At 58.8% G+C, this 21,132-nt stretch carries 21 protein-coding genes; 4 read left to right on the top strand and 17 right to left on the bottom strand.

The genetic code is table 11. The annotated features are described in order from the left end of the window. Positions 1–4: 4 nt before the first annotated feature. The 10 genes from AC2FPW_RS05920 to AC2FPW_RS05875 form a co-directional block, all read right to left on the bottom strand. Positions 5–877 (bottom strand): substrate-binding domain-containing protein, encoded by an 873-nt coding sequence (locus AC2FPW_RS05920; protein ID WP_496812852.1) that lies wholly within the window; start codon positions 875–877, stop codon positions 5–7. Beyond that, entirely contained in the window at positions 878–1,003 is a 126-nt protein-coding gene (locus AC2FPW_RS05915; RefSeq protein ID WP_267365569.1) for a hypothetical protein, read from the bottom strand. A 13-nt stretch (positions 1,004–1,016) separates the two neighbouring features. After that, positions 1,017–2,279, bottom strand: coding sequence for a c-type cytochrome (locus tag AC2FPW_RS05910; RefSeq protein ID WP_496812851.1), 1,263 nt, complete (start codon positions 2,277–2,279; stop codon positions 1,017–1,019). Continuing rightward, complete coding sequence (locus AC2FPW_RS05905; RefSeq protein WP_496812850.1) at positions 2,280–3,482, bottom strand: formate dehydrogenase subunit gamma; 1,203 nt, start codon at positions 3,480–3,482, stop codon at positions 2,280–2,282. Positions 3,483–3,557: 75 nt separating this feature from the next. After that, positions 3,558–4,151, bottom strand: a complete 594-nt coding sequence (gene fdh3B / locus AC2FPW_RS05900; protein WP_209504177.1) for a formate dehydrogenase FDH3 subunit beta — start codon at positions 4,149–4,151, stop codon at positions 3,558–3,560. 12 nt (positions 4,152–4,163) lie between these two features. Then, the gene (locus AC2FPW_RS05895) at positions 4,164–7,058 is read right to left on the bottom strand and encodes a formate dehydrogenase subunit alpha (RefSeq protein WP_496812849.1); all 2,895 of its coding nucleotides are present in this window, start codon (positions 7,056–7,058) and stop codon (positions 4,164–4,166) included. Positions 7,059–7,163: 105 nt separating this feature from the next. Continuing rightward, positions 7,164–7,352 carry a ubiquinol-cytochrome c reductase iron-sulfur subunit N-terminal domain-containing protein gene (locus tag AC2FPW_RS05890; RefSeq protein WP_209504175.1) on the bottom strand — a complete coding sequence of 63 codons (189 nt, stop codon included), beginning with the start codon at positions 7,350–7,352 and terminating at the stop codon, positions 7,164–7,166. Between the two features lie 61 nt (positions 7,353–7,413). Continuing rightward, positions 7,414–8,025 (bottom strand): TorD/DmsD family molecular chaperone, encoded by a 612-nt coding sequence (locus AC2FPW_RS05885; protein WP_480583792.1) that lies wholly within the window; start codon positions 8,023–8,025, stop codon positions 7,414–7,416. 4 nt (positions 8,026–8,029) lie between these two features. Then, positions 8,030–8,605 carry a DUF3306 domain-containing protein gene (locus AC2FPW_RS05880; protein WP_496812848.1) on the bottom strand — a complete coding sequence of 192 codons (576 nt, stop codon included), beginning with the start codon at positions 8,603–8,605 and terminating at the stop codon, positions 8,030–8,032. Continuing rightward, positions 8,602–9,156 (bottom strand): DUF3305 domain-containing protein, encoded by a 555-nt coding sequence (locus AC2FPW_RS05875; protein WP_267365561.1) that lies wholly within the window; start codon positions 9,154–9,156, stop codon positions 8,602–8,604. The genes AC2FPW_RS05880 and AC2FPW_RS05875 overlap by 4 nt, the downstream gene beginning before the upstream one ends. A 263-nt stretch (positions 9,157–9,419) precedes the next feature. Between AC2FPW_RS05875 and AC2FPW_RS05870 the strand changes: the two genes are divergently transcribed. Next, positions 9,420–11,372, top strand: coding sequence for a 4Fe-4S binding protein (locus tag AC2FPW_RS05870; RefSeq protein ID WP_496812847.1), 1,953 nt, complete (start codon positions 9,420–9,422; stop codon positions 11,370–11,372). On the opposite strand, the gene AC2FPW_RS05865 is transcribed toward AC2FPW_RS05870, so the two are convergent. Continuing rightward, the gene (locus AC2FPW_RS05865) at positions 11,366–12,094 is read right to left on the bottom strand and encodes a hypothetical protein (RefSeq protein WP_496812846.1); all 729 of its coding nucleotides are present in this window, start codon (positions 12,092–12,094) and stop codon (positions 11,366–11,368) included. The two genes, AC2FPW_RS05870 and AC2FPW_RS05865, sit on opposite strands and share 7 nt — an antisense overlap. A 132-nt stretch (positions 12,095–12,226) precedes the next feature. Between AC2FPW_RS05865 and AC2FPW_RS05860 the strand changes: the two genes are divergently transcribed. The 3 genes from AC2FPW_RS05860 to AC2FPW_RS05850 are packed head-to-tail and all read left to right on the top strand — an operon-like array spanning position 12,227 to position 14,459. Beyond that, on the top strand, positions 12,227–13,288 hold the full coding sequence (locus AC2FPW_RS05860; protein WP_480485893.1) for an Mrp/NBP35 family ATP-binding protein: 1,062 nt from the start codon (positions 12,227–12,229) through the stop codon (positions 13,286–13,288). Then, positions 13,285–13,983: a biotin/lipoate--protein ligase family protein gene (locus AC2FPW_RS05855; protein ID WP_496812845.1), complete on the top strand. Its 699-nt coding sequence runs from the start codon at positions 13,285–13,287 to the stop codon at positions 13,981–13,983. The genes AC2FPW_RS05860 and AC2FPW_RS05855 overlap by 4 nt, the downstream gene beginning before the upstream one ends. Beyond that, a complete protein-coding gene (locus tag AC2FPW_RS05850) occupies positions 13,980–14,459 on the top strand; it encodes a DUF6505 family protein (protein WP_480485889.1) in 480 nt (159 codons plus the stop codon). Before AC2FPW_RS05855 ends, AC2FPW_RS05850 begins: the two co-directional genes overlap by 4 nt. On the opposite strand, the gene AC2FPW_RS05845 is transcribed toward AC2FPW_RS05850, so the two are convergent. The 6 genes from AC2FPW_RS05845 to AC2FPW_RS05820 all read right to left on the bottom strand — a co-directional run bounded on the left by AC2FPW_RS05845 (position 14,456) and on the right by AC2FPW_RS05820 (position 21,024). After that, positions 14,456–14,956 (bottom strand): flavin reductase family protein, encoded by a 501-nt coding sequence (locus AC2FPW_RS05845; RefSeq protein WP_480485887.1) that lies wholly within the window; start codon positions 14,954–14,956, stop codon positions 14,456–14,458. The genes AC2FPW_RS05850 and AC2FPW_RS05845 overlap by 4 nt on opposite strands. 90 nt (positions 14,957–15,046) lie before the next feature. Continuing rightward, on the bottom strand, positions 15,047–16,459 hold the full coding sequence (locus AC2FPW_RS05840) for a 3'-5' exonuclease (RefSeq protein ID WP_496752865.1): 1,413 nt from the start codon (positions 16,457–16,459) through the stop codon (positions 15,047–15,049). A gap of 2 nt (positions 16,460–16,461) precedes the next feature. Continuing rightward, positions 16,462–16,980 carry a hypothetical protein gene (locus AC2FPW_RS05835; RefSeq protein WP_267364034.1) on the bottom strand — a complete coding sequence of 173 codons (519 nt, stop codon included), beginning with the start codon at positions 16,978–16,980 and terminating at the stop codon, positions 16,462–16,464. Positions 16,981–17,007: 27 nt separating this feature from the next. Continuing rightward, the gene (locus AC2FPW_RS05830; protein ID WP_267364036.1) at positions 17,008–18,831 is read right to left on the bottom strand and encodes a DUF294 nucleotidyltransferase-like domain-containing protein; all 1,824 of its coding nucleotides are present in this window, start codon (positions 18,829–18,831) and stop codon (positions 17,008–17,010) included. 108 nt (positions 18,832–18,939) lie between these two features. After that, positions 18,940–20,724: a sodium:solute symporter family protein gene (locus AC2FPW_RS05825; protein WP_496812844.1), complete on the bottom strand. Its 1,785-nt coding sequence runs from the start codon at positions 20,722–20,724 to the stop codon at positions 18,940–18,942. A 15-nt stretch (positions 20,725–20,739) separates the two neighbouring features. After that, positions 20,740–21,024 carry a DUF4212 domain-containing protein gene (locus AC2FPW_RS05820; protein WP_209504901.1) on the bottom strand — a complete coding sequence of 95 codons (285 nt, stop codon included), beginning with the start codon at positions 21,022–21,024 and terminating at the stop codon, positions 20,740–20,742. Between the last annotated feature and the right edge of the window lie 108 nt (positions 21,025–21,132).

Below are 21,132 nucleotides of genomic sequence, written 5' to 3'. Positions count from 1 at the left end.
ATTTTCACCCGCTGGCCCCATTGTGGTGGATCGTGCCAAGACCAGACAGGTCATAGCCGCCGAACTCGCGTGCCCGCTGGGCGAACTGACCCGAGCGCAACAGGGTTAGCAGTTTCTGTATCGGCGGATCGAAAAAGGCCCGACGCCAGATGGCAAGATCCAGCCGCTCGGAATGAGTGGGGACAAAACCCAAGTTGTAGAGACCGGCTAGGGCGCCAAGCCCAAAACCGGCCTCGGCCTTCCGGTCATGCAGGGCGATCGCCAGCTCTTCTTCTGTACGTGCGCAGCCGGGTCGAATGTCCAGATCATCCCGGCGCAGGCCGTGGGCGTCCAGTTGGGCGTCAAACAGGCGCTGGCTTGCCGCACTGTCCTGACGCAGTATGACGGCGCGTGACTTGAGGTCGTCAAAAGAATTGATGTCGGATATGCCCGGGGCAAGAAGCAATCCACGCTCACGTCGGGCGACTTCGTATAGGATCACCGGGGCTTCGCCCAAAGTGTCTTGCAGGGATTCCTTGTTGAATCCGCCATTTTCGTGGATGTGTAACACAGCGCCCTGCGCACTGCGTTCACTGAGCCTGATCAGACCATCAAAAGAACCGTCGTAATAGGTGGCCAGCCCCGACCCACTTTCACGCAGCGCCCAGTCCAGCAAGGGATCGTGGCTGCCTGCTATGATCGGGGGCAGGGGCGGTTCTGCGACCTGAGGGCCGGATCGCGACGCGTTGAGCCAGGCAATGATCTCGGCCCGCGGAAATAACAGCTTGCCCATGGCGCGCACACACGGCACCTCGCCTGACGAGGCAAGGTCATAAGCCTTCCGCTCGCCAATGCGCAGCAGATCGGCCAGTTCACGGGTGGTCAGATATTGCGCCATTCAGTCGAGGCGCACGGCGATGCCGGACGTAGTGTCAGCGGTGCTGAACCCGATCTGTTCCAGCACAAACGGGGCTGCGCCTGCAATAACGACCATCGTGGCGACGGCGGCAAGAAAGGCTTTCATGGGCTCCTCCGGTTCAGTTCCGGTCAGTTGTTGCGCGACGCAGAAAAGCGATAAGATCCTGGCGATCCTGTGCTTCGGCAATTCGCTGCATCGGCATTTTCGACCCCGGAATGTAGTGGTCTGGCCCCTCGTCGAAAAGGGCATTTATTGTCTCGTCATTCCAAATGATATCAGAGCCTTGCAATGTATCCGAGTACAAATATCCACGAACCGTGCCGGCCTGACGTCCAAATACACCGTGCAGGGTTGGGCCTGCACGTCGCGCGTTATCGGAGGACAGGCTGTGACAGATCGAACATTTGCGCGCAAACTGGCGTTCCCCGTTGTCCATCTCATCAGGATTTTTCAGGAAACTCGGTTCTGTCGAGGCCATCTGGTGTTGGTCGGACAGAGCGTCCACAGGCCAGCTGTACATCGCCTCGTCAAGTCCGCCCGCATGGATGTTTTTACCGTCTTTGGAAAATGCCAAAGCCCAGACCGGACCGCGCAACGTGGCGCGAAAATCCTGTGCAATGCGCCAATCGACGGTGTCGATGACCATAATATACCCTTCGCCATCGCCTACGGCCAAAAGTTTCCGATCCGGGCTGAGCGCAAGGGCAAGGATCGGGCGGCGGTCCAGAGTGAAATCGCGCTCTTCACCGTTGGAAAGGTCAAGGATACGTGTGACACCGTCTACCGCACCATAAGCGAGCCAGTTGTCCTGTGCATTCAGCGCCAGTTCGTTGATGCCGAACCCGTGCTCGACCAGACGCCTTGTTTCTTGCCCGCTGGACACATCCCATAAGCGCAAAGCGCCGTCGACGCCCGCCGAAAAAAGCTGCGTGCCGTCAGGTGAGAATGCGACCGCGTTTACGCCACTGCCGGTCGGTCCAAGCCGCGCGGGTTCTGTGCCATCGACAGGCCACAGGCCGATTGTTCCATCCCAGCTGGCCGTGGCAATAAGGGTTTCTGACGCGGCAAGGCCAACAATCTTGCCCTTGTGTCGGCCAATGATTTCACCGCTGGGCCACTTGCGCAGGGTGAAATCGTCCCCGGCAGAATAAAAAGCGGAGCCGTTGAACGCGACTGCGTTCACGGCGGCCTCGTGCCCTTCGAACCAATTTGGCGTTTGCCCGGTCCAAAGACCCACAGAGTTATCGAAACTGGCTGTTGCAATGCGACCGTCTGGCGCGGTGGCGATGCCCATGATGGGGCCGCCATGCCCTTTCAGTGTGAAGAATTCTGCCACGGCGGGCAGGGGCACCAGCGCCAGCGCCAGAACCAGCCCACGCATCTATTCAGCGGGTGAGGCGGCTGCTTTGCCAGCCTCTTTTTCCTGCACCTCTTCCAGCCAGAGCGAGTGATGCTCGCGCGCCCATTGTTCTTCGACCTCTCCGGTTCCCATGGCGTCAAACGCGCCCTCCATCCCGACCGAGCCGAGATAGATATGCGCGACGATGATCGCGATGAACACATAGGCAATCATGACATGCCAGACTTGGGCGAATTGCATCTCTTCCTGCGGCGACATCTGCACCGGCAAGGTCAGACCCAGCGCCTGCGGAATACCCGTGGCGTTTGCGACCGAGAAGGTCTTGGCGAACAGGGGCATCTCAAACGGGAACAGCAGTGACAAGCCGGAAAGGCTGATCGACACGCCCAGCAGGATGCAGGCCCAGAAGATGATCTTTTGCCCCGCATTGAATTTCCAGGCGGGCGGGTGGTTGCCCTTGGTGAACAGGCCCCCGCCAGCGGCCAGCCATTTCAGGTCAGTGCGGTTGGGGATGTTATGAGCAATCCAGTTCACCGTGACAATGATCAGACCCAGCATGAAAGCCCAGGCCAGATTATTATGCAGCCACTTGCAGCCCTGTGCGATGGTGGCGAAACCTTCCTTGCCGAAGATCGGGATCAGGAAGTCGCGGCCATAGAGCGTGAGCAAACCAGTAATGGCGAGGATCAGGAACGATCCAGCAAACAGCCAATGGCCAAAACGTTCAATCCCGTTGAAACGGGTGACCGTGCGGCCCGTTTTCTCTCCATCGATGCGGATTTTCCCACGGATCAGGAAGAACAGCAGAATGATGCCCAGCATCCCGGCGATGATGTAAGTGCCATATTCGCGCAGCGGTCCGCTGCGGAAGTTCAGCCACCACATGCCGCCATCCTGTATCAACACGCTTGCAGCGGGGCCGTTTGACGATACGGTCACATTGGCCGAGCCATAGCGCAACGCACGATATACATCACTGTCCGACGCGACACCACGGGTGCCAAGCTGACCCATCAGACCCTCGACATTGCTCTGGCCGGTATTGCCGGAGCGATATCCGTTATCCACCTGCTCACCACGTTGCCGGGCGAGAATATCTTCAAGGGTCGTCGCTCCGCCGGTTCCCGCCCTTTCAGGCGTGGCGTTGCTGTCATCGGTCGTTTGGGCGGCTGCCGAAAAGGTCAGTCCAAGGGTGAACAGAAAAGCGATGAGAAAGCGGAGCATCTGAACCTCGGTCAAATTCCAAGATCGGACAACCCGCGCCGAGCGGGTTGTCCATTGCTTTGTGCAGACAGCGGCTTAGCCGTCTTTCTGGTCGTAGGCAGTACCCCAGCCCCAGGCGCCCGAGCCGAAACCGCGCGCCACGACGCGTTCACGGTAAACAGCCGACACCACGTCGCCGTCACCGGCAAGCAGGGCCTTGGTGGAGCACATCTCGGCGCAGATGGGCAGTTTGCCCTCGGCGATCCGGTTGCGACCGTATTTGGCGAACTCTGCGGTCGAGTGGTTTTCTTCGGGACCACCGGCGCAGAAGGTGCATTTGTCCATCTTGCCGCGTGAACCGAAATTGCCCGCCTGCGGGTATTGCGGCGCGCCAAACGGGCACGCGTAGAAGCAATAGCCGCAACCGATGCACAGGTCCTTGGAGTGCAGGACAACACCTTCTTCGTTCTGATAGAAGCAGTCGACCGGGCACACCGCCATGCAGGGCGCATCCGAACAATGCATACAGGCCACCGAGATCGAGCGTTCGCCCGGATTGCCGTCATTGATCGTCACCACCCTGCGGCGGTTGATACCCCAGGGTACCTCATGCTCGTTCTTGCACGCGGTTACGCAGGCGTTGCATTCGATGCAGCGTTCAGCGTCGCAGAGAAACTTTGCTCTAGCCATTAATCGTCCTCCTTACGCTGCCGAGATCTTGCAGAGAGTACACTTGGTCTCCTGCATCTGGGTCACTGAATCATAGCCATAAGTCTGGGCGGTGTTGGAACTTTCGCCCAGAACATAGGGGTCAGCACCGGCGGGGTATTTGTGCCGCAAGTCCTCGCCCTGGAAATGGCCGCCAAAGTGGAAAGGCATGAAGGCGACACCGGCACCGACCCGATTGGTCAGCATCGCCATCACCTTGACCTTACCGCCTTCCGGACCTTCGACCCAGACCTGTTGCCCGTCCCGAATGCCAAGGTTGTTGGCATCGCGCGGATTGATCTCGACGAACATGTCCTGCTGAAGTTCAGCAAGCCATGGGTTAGACCGGCTTTCCTCGCCGCCGCCTTCATATTCAACCAGACGACCTGACGTCAGGATTATCGGGTAATCCTTTGAAAAGTCGTTCTTTTGGATCGAAGCATAAAGGGTGGGCAGGCGATAGGCGTGCCGGTCTTCGTAGGTTGGATAGTCCACCACCAGATCACGCCGGTTCGTATAAAGCGGCTCGCGATGCAGTGGGATCGGATCCGGGAAGGTCCAGACGACCGCGCGGGCCTTGGCGTTCCCGAAGGGCGCACAGCCATGCTTGATCGCCACCCGCTGGATACCGCCCGAAAGGTCGGTTTTCCAGTTGGTCTCGGGGCCTGCAACGGCATCGATTGCAGCGCGTTCTTCAGCCGTCAGGTCACCGTCCCAGCCAAGGTCCGTCAGCATCTGCATCGTGAATTCAGGGTATCCGTCCTGAATTTCTGATCCAACGCTATAGACCCCTTCGGCCAGCAGGTTGTCGCCATCGCGTTCCACTCCGAACCTGGCGCGGAAGGTCAGGCCGCCTTCGGCCACCGGTTTGGACATGTCATAGAGGTTCGGAGTCCCCGTATGACCCATCTCAGCGGTTCCCCAGCACGGCCAGGGCAGACCATAATATTCGCCGTCGTTTGGTCCACCAATGGCTTGCAGCGTGGTTCGGTCGAACGTGTGCTGATTGGCCATATGGCTTTTCAAGCGCTCCGGCGACTGCCCGGTATATCCAATGGTCCAGAGGCCTGAGTTGAATTCACGCGTGATGCTTTCAACATTCGGGGTCTCGGGGTCTTCCATCTCGATATTGCGGAACAGGCGATCCGCCCAACCGAACTTATTGGCGAACTTGGCCATGATGACCTCGTCCGGCAGGCTTTCGAACAGCGGATCAACCACCTTGTCACGCCACTGCAACGAGCGGTTTGACGCCGTGACCGAGCCACGGGTTTCGAACTGCGTACAGGCGGGCAAAAGGTAGACGCCATCGGTGCGGTCATGCAGAACGGCCGAGACAGTGGGATACGGGTCAATCACGACCAGCATGTCCAGCTTTTCCATTGCCGTTTTCATTTCCGGACCCCGCGTTTGCGAGTTCGGCGCATGACCCCACAGAACCATGGCACGGACATTGTTGTCCTGATCCATGTTCGCAGGGTCTTCCAGAACACCATCGATCCAGCGGGATACCGGGATACCGCTTTCATTCATCAGCGGTTTGTCCTTGCCGTCTTTGCCCTTGATCGTGGCGAACTGGCCCTTCAGCCAATCCAGGTCTTCGCCCCAGACGCGGCTCCAGTGACCCCATGCGCCCGCGGACAGGCCGTAATAGCCGGGCAGAGTGTGGGACAATACACCAAGGTCTGTCGCGCCCTGCACATTGTCGTGGCCGCGGAAGATATTGGTACCACCACCCGAGGTACCCATGTTGCCCAGCGCAAGCTGAAGCACACAATAGGCGCGGGTGTTGTTGTTGCCGTTGGTGTGCTGCGTGCCGCCCATGCACCAGATGACCGTGCCGGGGCGGTTGTTGGCCATTGTTCGGGCAACACGTTTCAGTTGCGAACCAGGCACGCCTGTGACGCGTTCTGTTTCTTCAGGCGTCCATTTGGCCACCTCATCCTGAATCTGGTCCATGCCCCAGACACGGGTGCGGATGAACTCTTTATCCTCCCAACCATTGTCGAAGATGTGCCACAGGATACCCCAGATCAGCGCAACGTCTGTACCCGGGCGGAAACGGACATACTCATCCGCATGGGCCGCGGTGCGCGTAAATCGCGGGTCGCAGACGATGAGCGGTGCGTTGTTCTGCTCTTTCGCGCGCAGAACGTGCAGCAGAGAGACAGGGTGCGCCTCGGCCGGGTTGCCGCCGATGATGAAGATGGCGCGCGAGTTGTGGATGTCGTTATACGAATTGGTCATGGCGCCGTAGCCCCATGTATTCGCAACACCCGCAACAGTGGTCGAGTGGCAGATACGGGCCTGATGATCCACGTTGTTCGTGCCCCAGTAGGCAGCGAATTTGCGGAACAGATAGGCCTGTTCGTTATTGTGTTTCGCTGAGCCCAGCCAATACACGCTGTCGGGCCCGGATTCTTCGCGGATCGACATCATGCCGTCGCCGATCTCGTTGATCGCCTCTTCCCAGCTGATGCGCTTCCACTCGCCGCCTTCCTTTTTCATCGGATATTTCAGGCGGCGCTCGCCATGGGCGTGCTCGCGAACCGAAGCCCCCTTGGCACAGTGTGCACCCAGATTGAACGGGCTGTCCCAGCCGGGTTCCTGCCCGACCCAGACACCGTTCTGTACTTCGGCAACGACGGTACAGCCGACCGAACAGTGGGTGCATACGGATTTGATGTTTTCGACGGCCTGATTGGCCGCTATCTGGGCACTGGCTGGCGTCACGGTTCCACCCGTGGCACTGATCGCGGCAAGGCCGCCGATCGTCAGGCCCGAGCCACGCAGGAATGCGCGGCGATCGACGGTTTTCTCGCCGACCTGGGACAGGATACTTGTCCGCTGGGGGCGTCTCGCAACCCCGTTGGTCTTTTTCCTAAGCATGTCTTTCCTCCCTTGCGCGCCGTGTCAGCCACGGCTGGCTTGGTACTGCTGAAACCGACGTCAGGGCCAATCGCAACCGTCTGCCGGGTGTGAAAGCGTCCGGTCCTAGAACCGGGTGCTCTCGATGTAGGCGCGTGTATGCGCAGTATCCTGAATGCGGGTTTCGTCGGTCGGCAGCGCGGCGGCTTCGGCCTTCCCGGTCAGGCTGGCGGCGGCAACGGCAGCAGGTGCTGCGGTTCCGGCCAGTTTGAGGAAGTCACGGCGGGTGGCGCCTTCTTCCTTGGTCTTGCTCATGGGAACCTCCTTTCCCAATTGCAGTGTAACGCCCGTTTGGGCGCTGGCGAATGACAGCGGTTCACGCTGTCGTCATCCGGAACGCTTCGCGCTCGATCTCCATGAACACCCGACCGGCAGTGCCGACGGATGCATAAAGAACCGAGTTCTCGGCTGCTTCCAAATCCGAATAGAAATGCGTGGCCCACGGGCCGATATGCTTGCTCCAGAATGCCTTTTGGTCATCAAGGGATGCCGGGCTGCCAAAACGCCCGACGATCATTCCGGCCATCATCTCCATCAATGAGGCGATGTTATCTTCGGGCTCGAACACGTTCTGGGCACGTGTAATCCCGCGAACCGCCATGTCATTGCGCAGCTGAGCCAAGGGTTTCTCGTTCAGGAAGCCCGTCAGGTAGAAACTGGCGTAAGGCAGCAACTCACCCCGGCCCAATCCGATGAACAACGCATTGAATTCCCGTTCGGCAGCGGCTGGCTTGGTAACTTTGGCAACCCGCGCCATGGATTGAATGGCCTTGCCAAGATCCGTGTCATCTCCGACCAGACCAGCCATTTGGTTCAGCAATATCTGGTCCGGAGGACCTGCCAGTAACAGACCCAGAAAGTTATAGAAATCCGCGCGCAGGCGATCCTCGGCTGAAACATCCAGAGTGTGCGCGTCACTTGCGGTCATTCGGTCATCCTTCAAATTCAAATGTCATTCGACGTGGCGACGGGGGACGTTCGAGTTCTTCCGGCTCTTCTACCTGAGCAACTGAAACCGGCTGTGGCACGGGATCGGGGTCAACCGGCACGACCTCAGGTTCAGAGAGCGTATCAGCCTCGATTTCGTCTACTTCCGTTTCTTGCGCGTCGGCGGCCAGTGCCTCGACATGCGCCAGCATGCCTTTTCCAACCTGATAGGCGGTTTGGATGTTTTCGATCACGCAGGCGGAATCGGTGTAGTCCTCGCCGTAATCAACCAGCCCGTCGACATTGGCCAGAACAGGGTTCAGCCGCCACAGCCGACGCAGGGCACGGCGCCGAAGGCGATCAGGCACTGCCTTGGACATAAAGCCCGAAACATCATCGCCGGGTCCGAGGGTATCGGGATCGGGAAGATTGAATTCAGCCAAAATCTCAGCGTCACTCTTTTCTTCAAGTTCGGCGTGATGGGCTGCGATCACCTGTTCTTCAAGGGCGAGCGCCTCGGCTTCAGCTTCGGCTTGAACGGCAGCCTTTCGGCGCGACCAGAAATCACGCCGCTCTGTCATTGCAGCACCCGTCTCGGGGCGCGGAAAACATCCGATGCCTGCCGGATACGCGCGTCGCCCTTACCATCCTCCACCAAATCGGTTCGCTTTCTGTCGCGACGGCGCTTGACGAACACTTCGTGCTGGTGATGTTTCAGGGTGAAATCCCGTACCCAGGCGATCAGTCCTTCGGTCATTGGGATTTTCTCGACAATCTCTTCGCCGGTGTCCGCGTAATCCTGTCCCTGGAACGGAGAAGCGGTGATCAGAACTGCATTCAGGGGCGTGTCGCCCTTCAGCTCATTCCGCAGTACAAGATAGATCGAGGGCTGCCCGTCCGACAGGTTGACCAGGTAGGCTTCGGTCTCGTCCGCCCAGAGGGTCAGGGGAAGGGTGGCAGCGTGGTATTCCACCGCCTCGCCTTCGCGGCGCAGTTCCTGCCAATCGGCTGGCCCTGCACCGGGCAACACGGCGACCGCGCGCCAGTTCCAGCGGGCCCAACGTGTGACCCCGGGTGTTTTGCGCACAATGACGCCAACCGGCATGTCGATCTGGCTTGCGGCCTTGGCCACTGGATCCTCCCCGAAAGGCTCTCCCCTGCCTTTCCATGTCCACTATGGTACACAAAATAGCCGCGTGCCAAGCCTGCGCGTTAATACTTTGGTCGTATTCCCGGTAGCGTCTTCGTGATCAAAGCCTGAGAAGGCTTTTGTTTTATGGGATTTTGCCGCGAAACTCTGCCGGGCGCGCTGTGCACTTCGCAGGGTTGAAGTTGCCTCATCGGGAATGCAGCCTAAAGTGCAAAGGATCGGGACTGCTTCCCGAGGGAGGGGACATGGGCACGAAACTTTTGCTCTGCGATTGCGCGGGAACTCAGGCGCTGGATTCGGTCAGGATCGCAAGCGCCTGCGGAATTACCTGTTCAAAGGTTCATACCGCGCTTTGTACAAAAGAACTGCAATCCGCTGCGGCCTTGATGCAAGAGGGCGATATCGTCATCGCCTGTCTGCAGGAACAAGAGGTATTCCGGTCGCTTGCCGAAGATATGAATGTCGAAATCCCCGGCTTTGTCGACCTGCGGGATCGCGCCGGTTGGTCCGATCAGGGCGCGGATGCGGCGGCCAAAATGGCTGCCTTAGCTGCCGAAGCGTTCCTGCCGCAACCGGTGACGCCCAGCGTTGATGTTATCAGCGAAGGCACGTGTTTCATCATTGGTCCTGGTACCGTTGCCTTTGGACTGGCGGAAAGGTTGGCCCGAACACTGGCTGTAACCGTTCTGGTCACGGATCAGGCTGAGCCGGACTCTCGGGCCTTCGATGTCATTCGGGGACAATTGCGGTCTGTTTCGGGTGCTCTGGGTGGGTTTTCCTTGCGTCTGGACAATGTGCAGCAAGTGGTTCCCGCAGGCAGAGGTGCTTTCAATTGGACGGAACCAAGAGATGGGGCGCAATCAGCCTGCGATATCATCGTTGACCTAACGGGGGGCACGCCCTTTGTGCAAGCTCCGGCCAAGCGCGAGGGGTACCTGAGGGCTGATCCCAAGGATGCGGTGTCTGTAGAACGTTTGGCTTTTGAAGCCGCCCAACTGGTCGGAACATTCGAAAAACCACTGTACGTGCGACTGGAGGAAACACTTTGCGCCCATTCGCGGGCGGAACAGGTCGGATGCTCAAACTGTCTGGATATCTGCCCAACCGGTGCAATCACACCCTCGGGCGAGCATGTGGCGATTGATCCAATGGTCTGCGCCGGGTGTGGCGAATGCACGGCGGTCTGCCCGTCAACGGCGATAACCTATGAAGATCCACCTGTTTCGGCCCTGCTGTCACGGATGCATATTCTGGCACGCACGTACCGAAGGGCAGGCGGTATCGCACCCCGGTTGCTTGTGCACGACGCCCACGGGGCCGAAATGATAAGGCTTACAGCAAGGTTCGGCCGGGGATTGCCTGCGGATGTTATCCCGCTGGAATTGAAAGTGATATCCGGGTTCGGCCATTCGGAAATGCTGGCCGCGCTGGCACATGGATTTGCGCGTGTGGATGTGTTGCTGGCCCCGAAGACCGAACGGGATGCGCTGGATCGCGAAATTGAACTGGCACGTGCCATAACCAGTTCGGATGCGATCGGGCTGATCGAGGAGGTGGACCCTGATGCGATGGCAGACTTGCTGTATGCGCAAAATGTCCCCGAACCGTTGGCAAATCCGGTCTTGCCACTTGGCAACCGCCGACAAATCGCGCGGCTGGCAGCACAGGCCCTGAACCCGCAGGCCAAAGCCCCGCTGCCATTGCCTGAAGGTGCGCCTTACGGTGCCGTTGCTGTGAATACAGACAGTTGCACGCTCTGTCTAAGTTGCGTGTCGCTGTGCCCGTCCGGGGCTTTGATGGATAACCCTGACAAGCCCCAGTTGAACTTTCAGCAGGATGCGTGCCTGCAATGCGGAATGTGCAAGACGATCTGCCCCGAAGACGCGATCACCTTGGTGCCGCAACTGGATCTGAGCGATGCTGCCCTGTCTCAGCAGGTCCTGAACGAGGAGGAACCGTTTGCCTGCATCGAATGCGGGGCTTTGTTCGGGGTGAAATCAACCGTTGAACGGATCATGGAAAAGCTTTCGGGCACGCACCCGATGTTTGCCACGTCGGATCAGGCACGGATGATCCAGATGTGCGACAATTGCCGGGTGAATGCTCATTTCCAGCAGCAGGACAATCCGTTCCAGTCAAAACCCAAGCCTCGGGTCGTTACCACCGAGGATTACTATTCGGATAGAAAGGATCACTGAAGCTTTAGCGGCGCGCCCAGATCAGCGGCGTCTATGCGCGAAACAAACGCCAGGATGGCTTCAAGATCGTCCAACGTCATCTTGACCGGGTGAATTGGGGATGGGCGCTCGGGATCAAAGGGCGGTGTCAACCCGTCGATCTGCGTGAATGCGGGGTGGGGATTGAGGGCAAAGAACGCTTCGAACCGTTCCGACCAATCTGGCATCGCGCGCAGGACGGCGAAAGAGGGGGTCGAGCCAAGCCCGTTCATCCGATTGCGGGGGCCAATCACATGACATCGACCACAATGGGTCATCGACAGTTCTTCGCCCAACACGGTGTTGCCGTCCAGGGTATCGTCCGACTGGGTGACCTTGGGATCAAAGCTGGCGCTGAACGGTTCACCCACCACAGGAGGAAAGCTTTCGACAGTGCGCTTGCCGATCTCTGATTGCAGCCAGTCGCGAAACCGGATTTGACGATCATCGCCTTCGATCCGCAGGTGATAAACCACGCCACCACGGGCAAAGACAGGATCGCCGGGTGGTTCGGTTACCAGCAGCATGGCACCGGCATCATCTGCGACAACGCGTATCCCGGTCTTGAGAGAGAAGCGAGGAAGGATATGTTGCAACAGACCGGAGTCGTTAACCTCTGCCGGAGCCGCAAGGCCAATCGCCTCCTGCGACAAGGAGGGGGTGGCGGTGAGCGTCAGGCTCAGGCACAACAAGACAAGGCGCATGGTTTAGCCTAACTATGAAGGCTGTTACGCGTCAAATGAACAGAAAGAGACGGAGACACATGCAATGAGCGGCGACCAATACATGTCGACACGCACGCCCCTGTCGGCGGGGCATACCAAGGAGAGAACAGCATGAGTGTTCGTGACGCGGTTCTGGCGAATCTGAAAAAGATCACCGATCCGGTTTCAGGTCAGGACATTGTCAGTGCGGGCATCGTGCGTGCGCTGAATGTCGAGGGCGATACGGTTCGCTTTGTCCTTGAGATCGACCCGAAGCATGCCGAAAAGATGGAACCTGTGCGCGCAACAGCTGAAAAGGCCGCACAGATGGTTGAGGGCGTCGTAAATGTATCGGCCCTGATGACTGCTCATTCCGACAAGGCGCCGCCGGATCTGAAGCCGAAACCCAAGCCCTCGCAAACTGGACCACAGGCCGTTCCCGGTGTCGACCGGATCATCGCGGTTGCTTCTGGCAAGGGGGGGGTGGGCAAATCCACCGTGTCGGCCAATCTGGCCTGTGCACTGGCAGCAGAAGGGCGGCGCGTGGGTTTGCTGGACGCGGATGTTTACGGGCCGTCGCAGCCTCGAATGCTAGGCGTCTCGGGCCGTCCGGCCAGCCCCGATGGCAAGACTATCCTGCCGCTGCGCAACCACGGCGTCACCATGATGTCGATGGGGTTGATGACCAATGAAGGGCAGGCCGTTGTCTGGCGCGGGCCGATGCTGATGGGGGCGCTGCAACAGATGATGAGCCAGGTGCAATGGGGTGCCCTGGACGTGCTGATCGTCGACCTGCCGCCGGGTACCGGCGACGTGCAACTGACGCTGAGTCAGAAATTCAAGGTGGACGGCGCTATTGTCGTCTCGACGCCGCAGGACGTGGCGCTGATTGATGCCCGCAAGGGAATCGATATGTTCAATCAGCTCAAGACGCCTATCGTTGGGATGATCGAAAACATGTCCACGCATATCTGTTCGAACTGTGGGCATGAAGAACACGTCTTTGGTCATGGTGGTGTCAAGTCCGAGGCCGAGGCGATGGGCGTGCCGCTGCTGGGTGAAATCCCGTTGCATCTGGACATTCGTATCGCCGCAGACGGGGGTGCGCCTATTGTGGTCAGCAAACCAGACAGCCCTCAGGCTGAGGCTTTCCGCAAGATCGCCCGCGACATGATCGCCAAAGGCACCGCATGAGCCAACCGGTCTTTCCCCCTTTGTTGACGGGCCACCCGGTTCAGGGTGGGGAAGACCCGTTTGAACGCGCCCAGGCTATGGCGGCGCTGGGCTGCGATGCGGGGGCGGTTGTTTATAACATTCAGGCCGATTACCTGCGTGTCGCGATCGTTTTCGCGCCCGAGGTGCCGCTTCGGGACGCGATGGCGATGCTGCCGCTTTGTGCTGTTGGGTTTCAGAATGCGCTGGGCGCTCTGGCCCCACCCGAAGTGGCAGTGCATCTGGGGTGGGATGGTCTGATTTGTGTGAATGGTGCGAAATGCGGTGTGTTCCGCGTTTCGGCCTCCGGGGAAAACGCGGAAGAAGAACCGGATTGGCTGATTGTCAGCTGGGAGCTCGCATTGATGCAAACCAGCAGCGCGCCCGGCGAAACGCCGGATGTCACAGCCCTTTATGATGAAGGTTGTGCCGAGGTTTCGGCCACGCAACTGGTCGAAAGCTGGTCACGCCATATGCTGACCTGGCTCAACCGCTGGCAGGAGGATGGCAACGCGCCCCTGCATGCCGAATGGATGGGCCTGCTGCGTGGCGTAGGTGAGCCACTGGTTGATGGCGGTGTATTCCTTGGCACGGATGAGCGGTTTGGAATGCTGATCCGCGACGGGTTCAACACCCGCCTGCGCCCGCTGACGGAACTATTGGAGAACGGACGATGAAACTGGCCCGCGCGATCCATTTCGATGAAAGCGACATGAACGTGTTCCATTCTCCGGCACGTACGGGCGAATGGTGCGTTTCGGGCGGGTTCGAGTTTTCGAATTGGAGCGGCGCGGATCTGGAAGGTAAGGCGCGTCAGGCTTTTGCGAATGGCTGGCTGGGGCTGGAAACCTTTGGTCGGGTGACATTTGTGGCGGTAACCCAGATCGAAGCGGCTGAAAGGGATCAGATCACCCGCAATCTGGCAGAACATTTCGTGCAGTATTACGGAGCGCCCTCGGTCGAAGCGGCATTGAGCGTGGCACAGAACGAAATCGATCACATGTCAGAGCTGTGTGAAGACCATGCCGCCAACACGCTGCTGACCGTCGCCAGAGAATTGTCTGAGACAGGAGTGCACGAAGCCTTTCGTGTGATCACTCCGCAAGACGCACAGCTAGAGGTTCTGGCGGTGCATGGGTCGCTGGACGACTAGAAAGGGTCGACAAACCCGCCGAACTGACCGCGCTTGAAGATCAGACCCTTGCCGGTGCGGTACATGACCTGATCCACATGACCCACAATGATGAGATGATCTCCGGCCTCGTGCCGGGCATGCAACCGGCAGTCAAACCGTGCCAGACAATTGGCCAGCTGCGGGCGATCAGCCTCGTCCGTCGTCCACTCGGCATGGGTGAAATCCACACCGTCGCGGGCAAATCTTAGCGCCTGATCCTGTTGATCCTGAGCCATCACGTGGATCGAGTAATGGGTGCAGGTGCTGAAAGTGTCGAAGCGGTTTGACTCTCTGGCCAGGCACCACAACACCAGCGGCGGATTCAGGGACACTGACGCGAACGAGTTTACGGTGATTGCACGTGGGCCGTCTTCGGTTTGCGCAGTGATCACGGTGACGCCTGTTCCGAAACATCCCAGCGCCTCACGAAAGGCGTGGCTTTGATCCGGGGTCGGTGTGAAAATCTTTTCCGTCATATCGCACGCGTGTTCCTTGGCCGCGCATCAGGTGCCATGCGTGGCCCGGATTGTCCACGAAAAGCTGAACGGCGTTAGCAAATTTCGGTGTTAATTCAGGTCTTCCAGAAGACGTCCGTGTTTGCGGGTCTGGACGATAACTTCGCCAAAGGTGTTCAGCCCGCGCGCCTGCAGAATGGGCAGCATCTTGACCAGCGCCTCGGCCGTTGCCACCGCGTCGCCCAATGCCGTATGGCGCAGTGCCTCGGGGATTGAGATGTCCAGCCGTTCGCACAGCGCGTCCAGTGTATGTGTATCGCTTGCGCCGAACAAAACAGCTGACAGCAGCACAGTGTCGAGTATCGGATGATCCCATTCGACTTCCATACGCTTGGCATGGCGACGCAGGAACGCCATGTCGAACGGGGCGTTATGGGCTACGATCACCGCATCGCGTGAGAATTGGTGAAACACACGCCCGGCTTTGACGATATCCGGCGCGCCCTGAACCATGCGATCACTGATCTTGTGCACGCGGGTCGAGGCAGCAGGGATCGGAATGCCCGGATCAACAAGCATGTCCAGATGCTCGCCCGCAACGATCTTGCCTTTCACAACGCGGACCGCGCCGATTTGAACGATCTCATCCTTGTGCGGCAGCAAACCGGTTGTTTCCGTGTCAAAGACCACAAAACACAGATCCAGCAAAGAGCGGTTTTCGAACGCACCGTCACCCGGCGTGTCCAGCAACTCGAAATCATAGACCAGTGGGCGGGCCTCATCTGGCGACATACGGGCAACGCTGTCTTCGAACACCAGCATGTAACCGGGTGCGTCCCCCAGTGGCTTCATTCGGGCCGAATAGGTTTGTCGGCCGTCCACGCTGGTCAGGGTGCAGAAAACATCCTTACCTGATTTGCACAACTTTCCATACGCGTCCGTCAGCCCCGTCGATTCGATGTATTCGAAGAGCGAGGCGTTCAGGCGGGGATGCGCGATCTGGGCCAGCACCTCGGCTGCCTGACCATCATACAAAACGATCTGGTGTTTCGGACTGGCCAGCAACATGGCGACCGGGATTTCGGTCAGAAGGGCAGTAAGGCGCTGTTTTTCCGCCGCCAGATGAGCGGTTTCGGCGGCCACCGCCTCGGCTGTGTGCATGGCATTTGCGGCAAGTTGCTCGGCCAGGCCAGCCGCTGCTGGGGCCAGATCGCCCAGGTATCGCGCGGCTTGCATGTCCAGATCGGTGCTGACACCGGCATGAGCGCGGGCCCGCAGTTGTGCTGAAAGCCGTTCGATCGGTTTGGCGACATTGTCGTCAAACAACAGCCAGATACCGGCGATCAAAGCCAGTAATCCAAACCCGATCAGAACCTCGGCAAAGATGAAGTCATCAAACAGGTCAGGTTGCGCTGCCCGGGCATAGGTGATCCACAGGGCGGCGGAACTGATTGATATCCCGCCGAGCGCGAGCAGACAGAAAAACAGAAATATCCTGAGCCTCAGGCTTAACCCTGTGAGCATGGTCAAACCCCGCAGGTGGCGTCGATGATGGGGTCGGCAGGCCCGGCAGATATCCAGTCTGCATTCAGCAGACGTCCGTCATCGGAAAACTCAGCACCGTCCGCAAGATTGGCGCGACGATTCTCGGCACAGTTTACGGCTACGGGCAGTTTTGAAACCGGGGCCCAGCGGCCGAAGAAGTAAAGATCGACAAGCCGCTGGTCGGGCACGTTTTCGTTTGTGCGCACCGACACGGTGTCGATGGCGGCAAAGCGGTCGACGAAGGGCATGGCGTAGGTCCACGGGCGGTAGAGGGCGCGGCTTTCAACCTCTTGTACGATTGCCATTTCCTCGGGAAGCTGTTCGCGCGTGCGGTCATACCAGGAATACTCGCTGGAAATTGTCACAGCGATCATCCCCAAACCCGCCGCGACCGGAGTAACCCATTTGGGCAACCGCCCTCCGGTCAGCTTGTTCAGCACAAGTACGATGCCCGCAAACGCGAAGCCCGCAAAAACAGTGCCGATCAATTCCAGAAACATCGTGTCACTCCGTTCTTCAGAAACGTGTCAGCCCAGCATTCCCTTGCCGTGGCCGACCGCCGATTGCATCGTTTTTACCACAACGAAGGCGTCACGAAGATGACTTCGCTCAAAGTCCGAAAGATCGGAAGGTGGCAGATAATTGTCTGGTTTCTTGCCTGATTTGACCAGTTGGACCTGATGTTCCAGCCGGGTTTCGGCGATCAGATCATAGGCGTCCAGTAAATCGCGTGCGCCCGACGCGCTGAGAACGCCATTGGCCTCAGCCGCTTTAAGGCGGGCGCGGGTATTGGCCTCGGGCAGCTCGCCTTGCAAGGCGTAGATCCGCGCCAGATCCACGACCGGAACAACTCCATTGTGTTTCAGATCCAGCGTATTGCGGTGTTCGCCCGACCGGATGGTTGCAAACCCACGCAGCAACCCCAGCGGCGGGGTGTGTTTCAACGAGTTCGAGATCATATGTGCGACGAAGATCGAATTGGACCTGGCCGCCGCCAATGTGTCGGCCTGCAGGTCGGCGAACAGGTCGAACGTGCCGCCAATCGGACGCAAGTCAAACATGACCGAGGCCAGCATCTGCGCTTCGGGGTTCGGTTTGGCGATCCATCCCTTGAAATAGTCGCGCCAGACACGCACCGGCTGACACCAGCGCGGATTGGTCGCCATCATGTCGCCGGGGCAATAGAAATAGCCACAGGTATCCAGCCCGTCCGACACAAACTTGGCCAGCTTTGCAAAGTACTCCATATCCGCATCGGTCACGCCGTCATCCAACATCAGGCAGTTGTCCTGATCCGACACGCCTGTCTGCTCCTGCCGCCCTTGCGAGCCGCAGGCCAGCCACAGATACGGCACAGGGGGCGGGCCCAGTTTCTGTTCGGCAAGGGCCAGAAGGCGCCGGGTAACCGTGTCAGCAATATCGGTGATTAGGCGCGTGACGATTTCGTGCCGGTTCCCGCCTGCAACCAGTTGCACCAGCAGCTGTGGGATTTCCGCCGTTACCCGCGCCATATCTTCGGCGGTATTTGCCTGCGCGATGCGTCGCACCAGTTCGGCCGAGTTCACAGCCTGGTAATGTGTCAGGTCGGTTTGTGTGACAATACCGACCAGCCGACCGCCCTCGGAAATCGGGACGTGGCCGATGCCGCGTTCCATCATGATGTGCAACACGTCAGAACCAATGTCGCCGGGTGACAGGGTGACGGGGTTTGCGGTCATGATTTCGGAAACCGGCGTGGACGGAGGCAGGCCGTCCGCAACGTATTTGCCCGAGATATCCCGCAGCGTTGCGATGCCCTGCAACGTGTCGCCGTCCGTGATGCACAGCGACGAGATGTGCTTGTCGCGCATGATCTGCGCCGCTTTCTGAACAGGCGTATCCGCGGGGCAGGTGGCCGGGTTATGTGCCATCAGAATATCAATGGAACTGGTCGCAAGGCTTTGCGGGCCACTTCTGTCGCCGCGTGTCCGGTCGAAGAACTTGGCGACCACATCGTGACCGTCGATCAACTCGCGCACCAGATCCGGTGGCAAAACAATCAGGACCGACGGAGTGTGCGCACGCGCCTTGGTGGCTGCCTTGCCGTCTTTCAGCAGTCCGCGCTCTCCAAAAGAATTGCGCAAACCCAGTTGAGAGACAACGGCACCATTCTCATCGGTGATTTCAACCTGTCCTTCATAGATCACGAACACACCGGGAAGCGCATGACCCAGTTCATAGACCGAGGTGTCTTCCTCGACTTCCCAGACCTCGATCTGTTTTACGATCTGATCCAGGGCATCAGCCGGTAACGCGTCATAGGGATGAACGGATTTCAGAAACCGGGCGATTTCATCGTGGGACAGGGGCATCTGATGTCTCCGATGTTTTGGTGAAAAAATCCCGCCCAGTGGTATGCCGGGCGGGAGTAGTGGATCGAAAGACGCGGTCGAAGGCAAGTGCCAACGACCGCATCATGCTCACTTGTTCTGAGCTGCACCCGCACCACGGGGAATGCGAACGCTTTCGACCAGTTCCTTGATCTCCTGCGGAGTTTCCTTGGTCATGCCAGCCACAACATAGGCGACAGCGAAGTTGACCATGGCACCGATTGCACCGAACGAGGTTGACTTGATCGTACCCAGCAGCGGGTCGGCATCGGTGAACGAGTTGGTGTCCGGAATGAACAGCCAGCCCTTATGCAGGAAGATGTAGACCAGTGTAACGACCAGACCCGCCAGCATACCCGCGACCGCACCGGTGTTGTTGATGCGGGTCGAGAAGATCCCCATCATCAATGCCGGGAAGATCGATGCCGCTGCCAAGCCGAACGCGAGAGCAACAGTCTGCGCCGCAAAACCCGGAGGGTTCAGGCCCAGATAGGTTGCAACCATAATGGCTACGGCCATCGCGACACGGGCTGACATCAGTTCACCTTTTTCCGTGATTTGCGGGTTGATCGCGCCCTTGATCAAGTCGTGGGACACGGCCGACGAAATCGCCAGCAGCAGGCCGGCAGCTGTCGACAGAGCAGCCGCAAGACCACCAGCAGCGACCAGACCGATCACCCAACCGGGCAGGTTGGCAATCTCGGGGTTGGCCAGAACCAGGATATCGCGGTTGAACTTGGTCAGCTCATTTCCGACCCAGCCTTTTTGTTCCGCAATCGCCTGCATCGATTCAGACTTGTCGTTGTAGTACTGAATCTTGCCGTCGCCGTTCTTGTCTTCCCAATCCAGCAGACCGGTTTTTTGCCATGTGGCCATCCAGTCGTACCGTGCATCGTTGTCGATCTGTTCGACTGTAACGGCACCACCTTCGATGCCGCCATTGGGCCACATCATTTCGGTGATGTTGAGACGAGCCATCGCACCTACGGCCGGAGCAGTCAGGTACAGAAGAGCGATAAAGACCAGCGCCCAACCAGCAGACCAGCGTGCGTCAGCGACTTTGGGAACAGTGAAAAACCGCATGATGACGTGGGGCAGACCGGCAGTACCGATCATCAGCGACAACGTGAACAGCACCATATTCAGTGTGTCCGAGTGGTGCGCTGTGTATTCCGCGAAACCAAGTTCGGACACGATGCCATCCAGCTTGGTCAGCAGCGGTACGCCGCTTGCGGTGTCGCCAAACAGACCCAGCGCCGGAATCGGAGTGCCGGTCAGCTGTAGCGAGATAAAGATGGCAGGGATGGTGTAGGCGGTGATCAGCACGCAGTACTGAGCGACCTGTGTATAGGTCACGCCCTTCATCCCTCCGAACACCGCGTAGGCAAACACAACGCCTGCACCGATCAACAGCCCGGTGGTGTTCGACACTTCCAAGAAGCGGCCAAAGGCAACCCCAACACCGGTCATCTGACCGATAACGTAGGTCACCGATGCAACAATCAGACAGATCACCGCAACGATGCGTGCTGTCTGGCTGTAGAAGCGGTCGCCGATGAATTCCGATACGGTGAACTTGCCGAACTTCCGCAGGTAAGGCGCAAGCAGCAGGGCCAACAGCACGTAGCCACCCGTCCATCCCATCAGGAAGGTCGAGTTGTCATAGCCGGTAAAGGCAATCAGGCCTGCCATCGAGATGAACGAGGCCGCAGACATCCAGTCTGCCGCTGTCGCCATACCGTTGGTGACCGGGTGCACGCCGCGACCGGCGGCGTAGAACTCTGATGTGGAACCCGCGCGGGCCCAGATCGCGATGCCGATGTACAGCGCAAAGGATGCGCCGACAAACAGCAGGTTGATGGTAAACTGATCCATTATCCCCGCTCTCCCTTACTCTTCATCCACGCCGTGTTCGGCGTCCAGCTTGTTCATGCGCCAGGCGTAGTTGAAGATCAGCACCAGAAAGACCAGGATCGATCCTTGCTGAGCGAACCAAAAGCCCAGATCAGTACCACCGACGGCGATGCCCGACAGCAGCGGACGCAGCAGGATGCCGAATCCAAATGACACCAGCGCCCAGATCACGAGGCTGATGTAGATGAGGCGCAGGTTGGCCTGCCAATAGCCCTTGTCGGCTTCGGCTGCCTGCGCGGAGTTTGTAGATTGATCCGCCATTGCGGGTTCCTCCTTCGCTTCCTCGTTTGGCGGCCCGGTGCCCAACTCCTCCAGTGCGTCGGTCCGCTTCTCGACAATGCCCAACACCGTGTGGTGTCAGGCAAAACT

The sequence above is a fragment of the Ruegeria sp. SATB027 genome (genome assembly GCF_059613825.1).
Note: the sequence above shows the minus strand (reverse complement) of the source record. Positions and strands in the feature narration are given on the sequence as shown.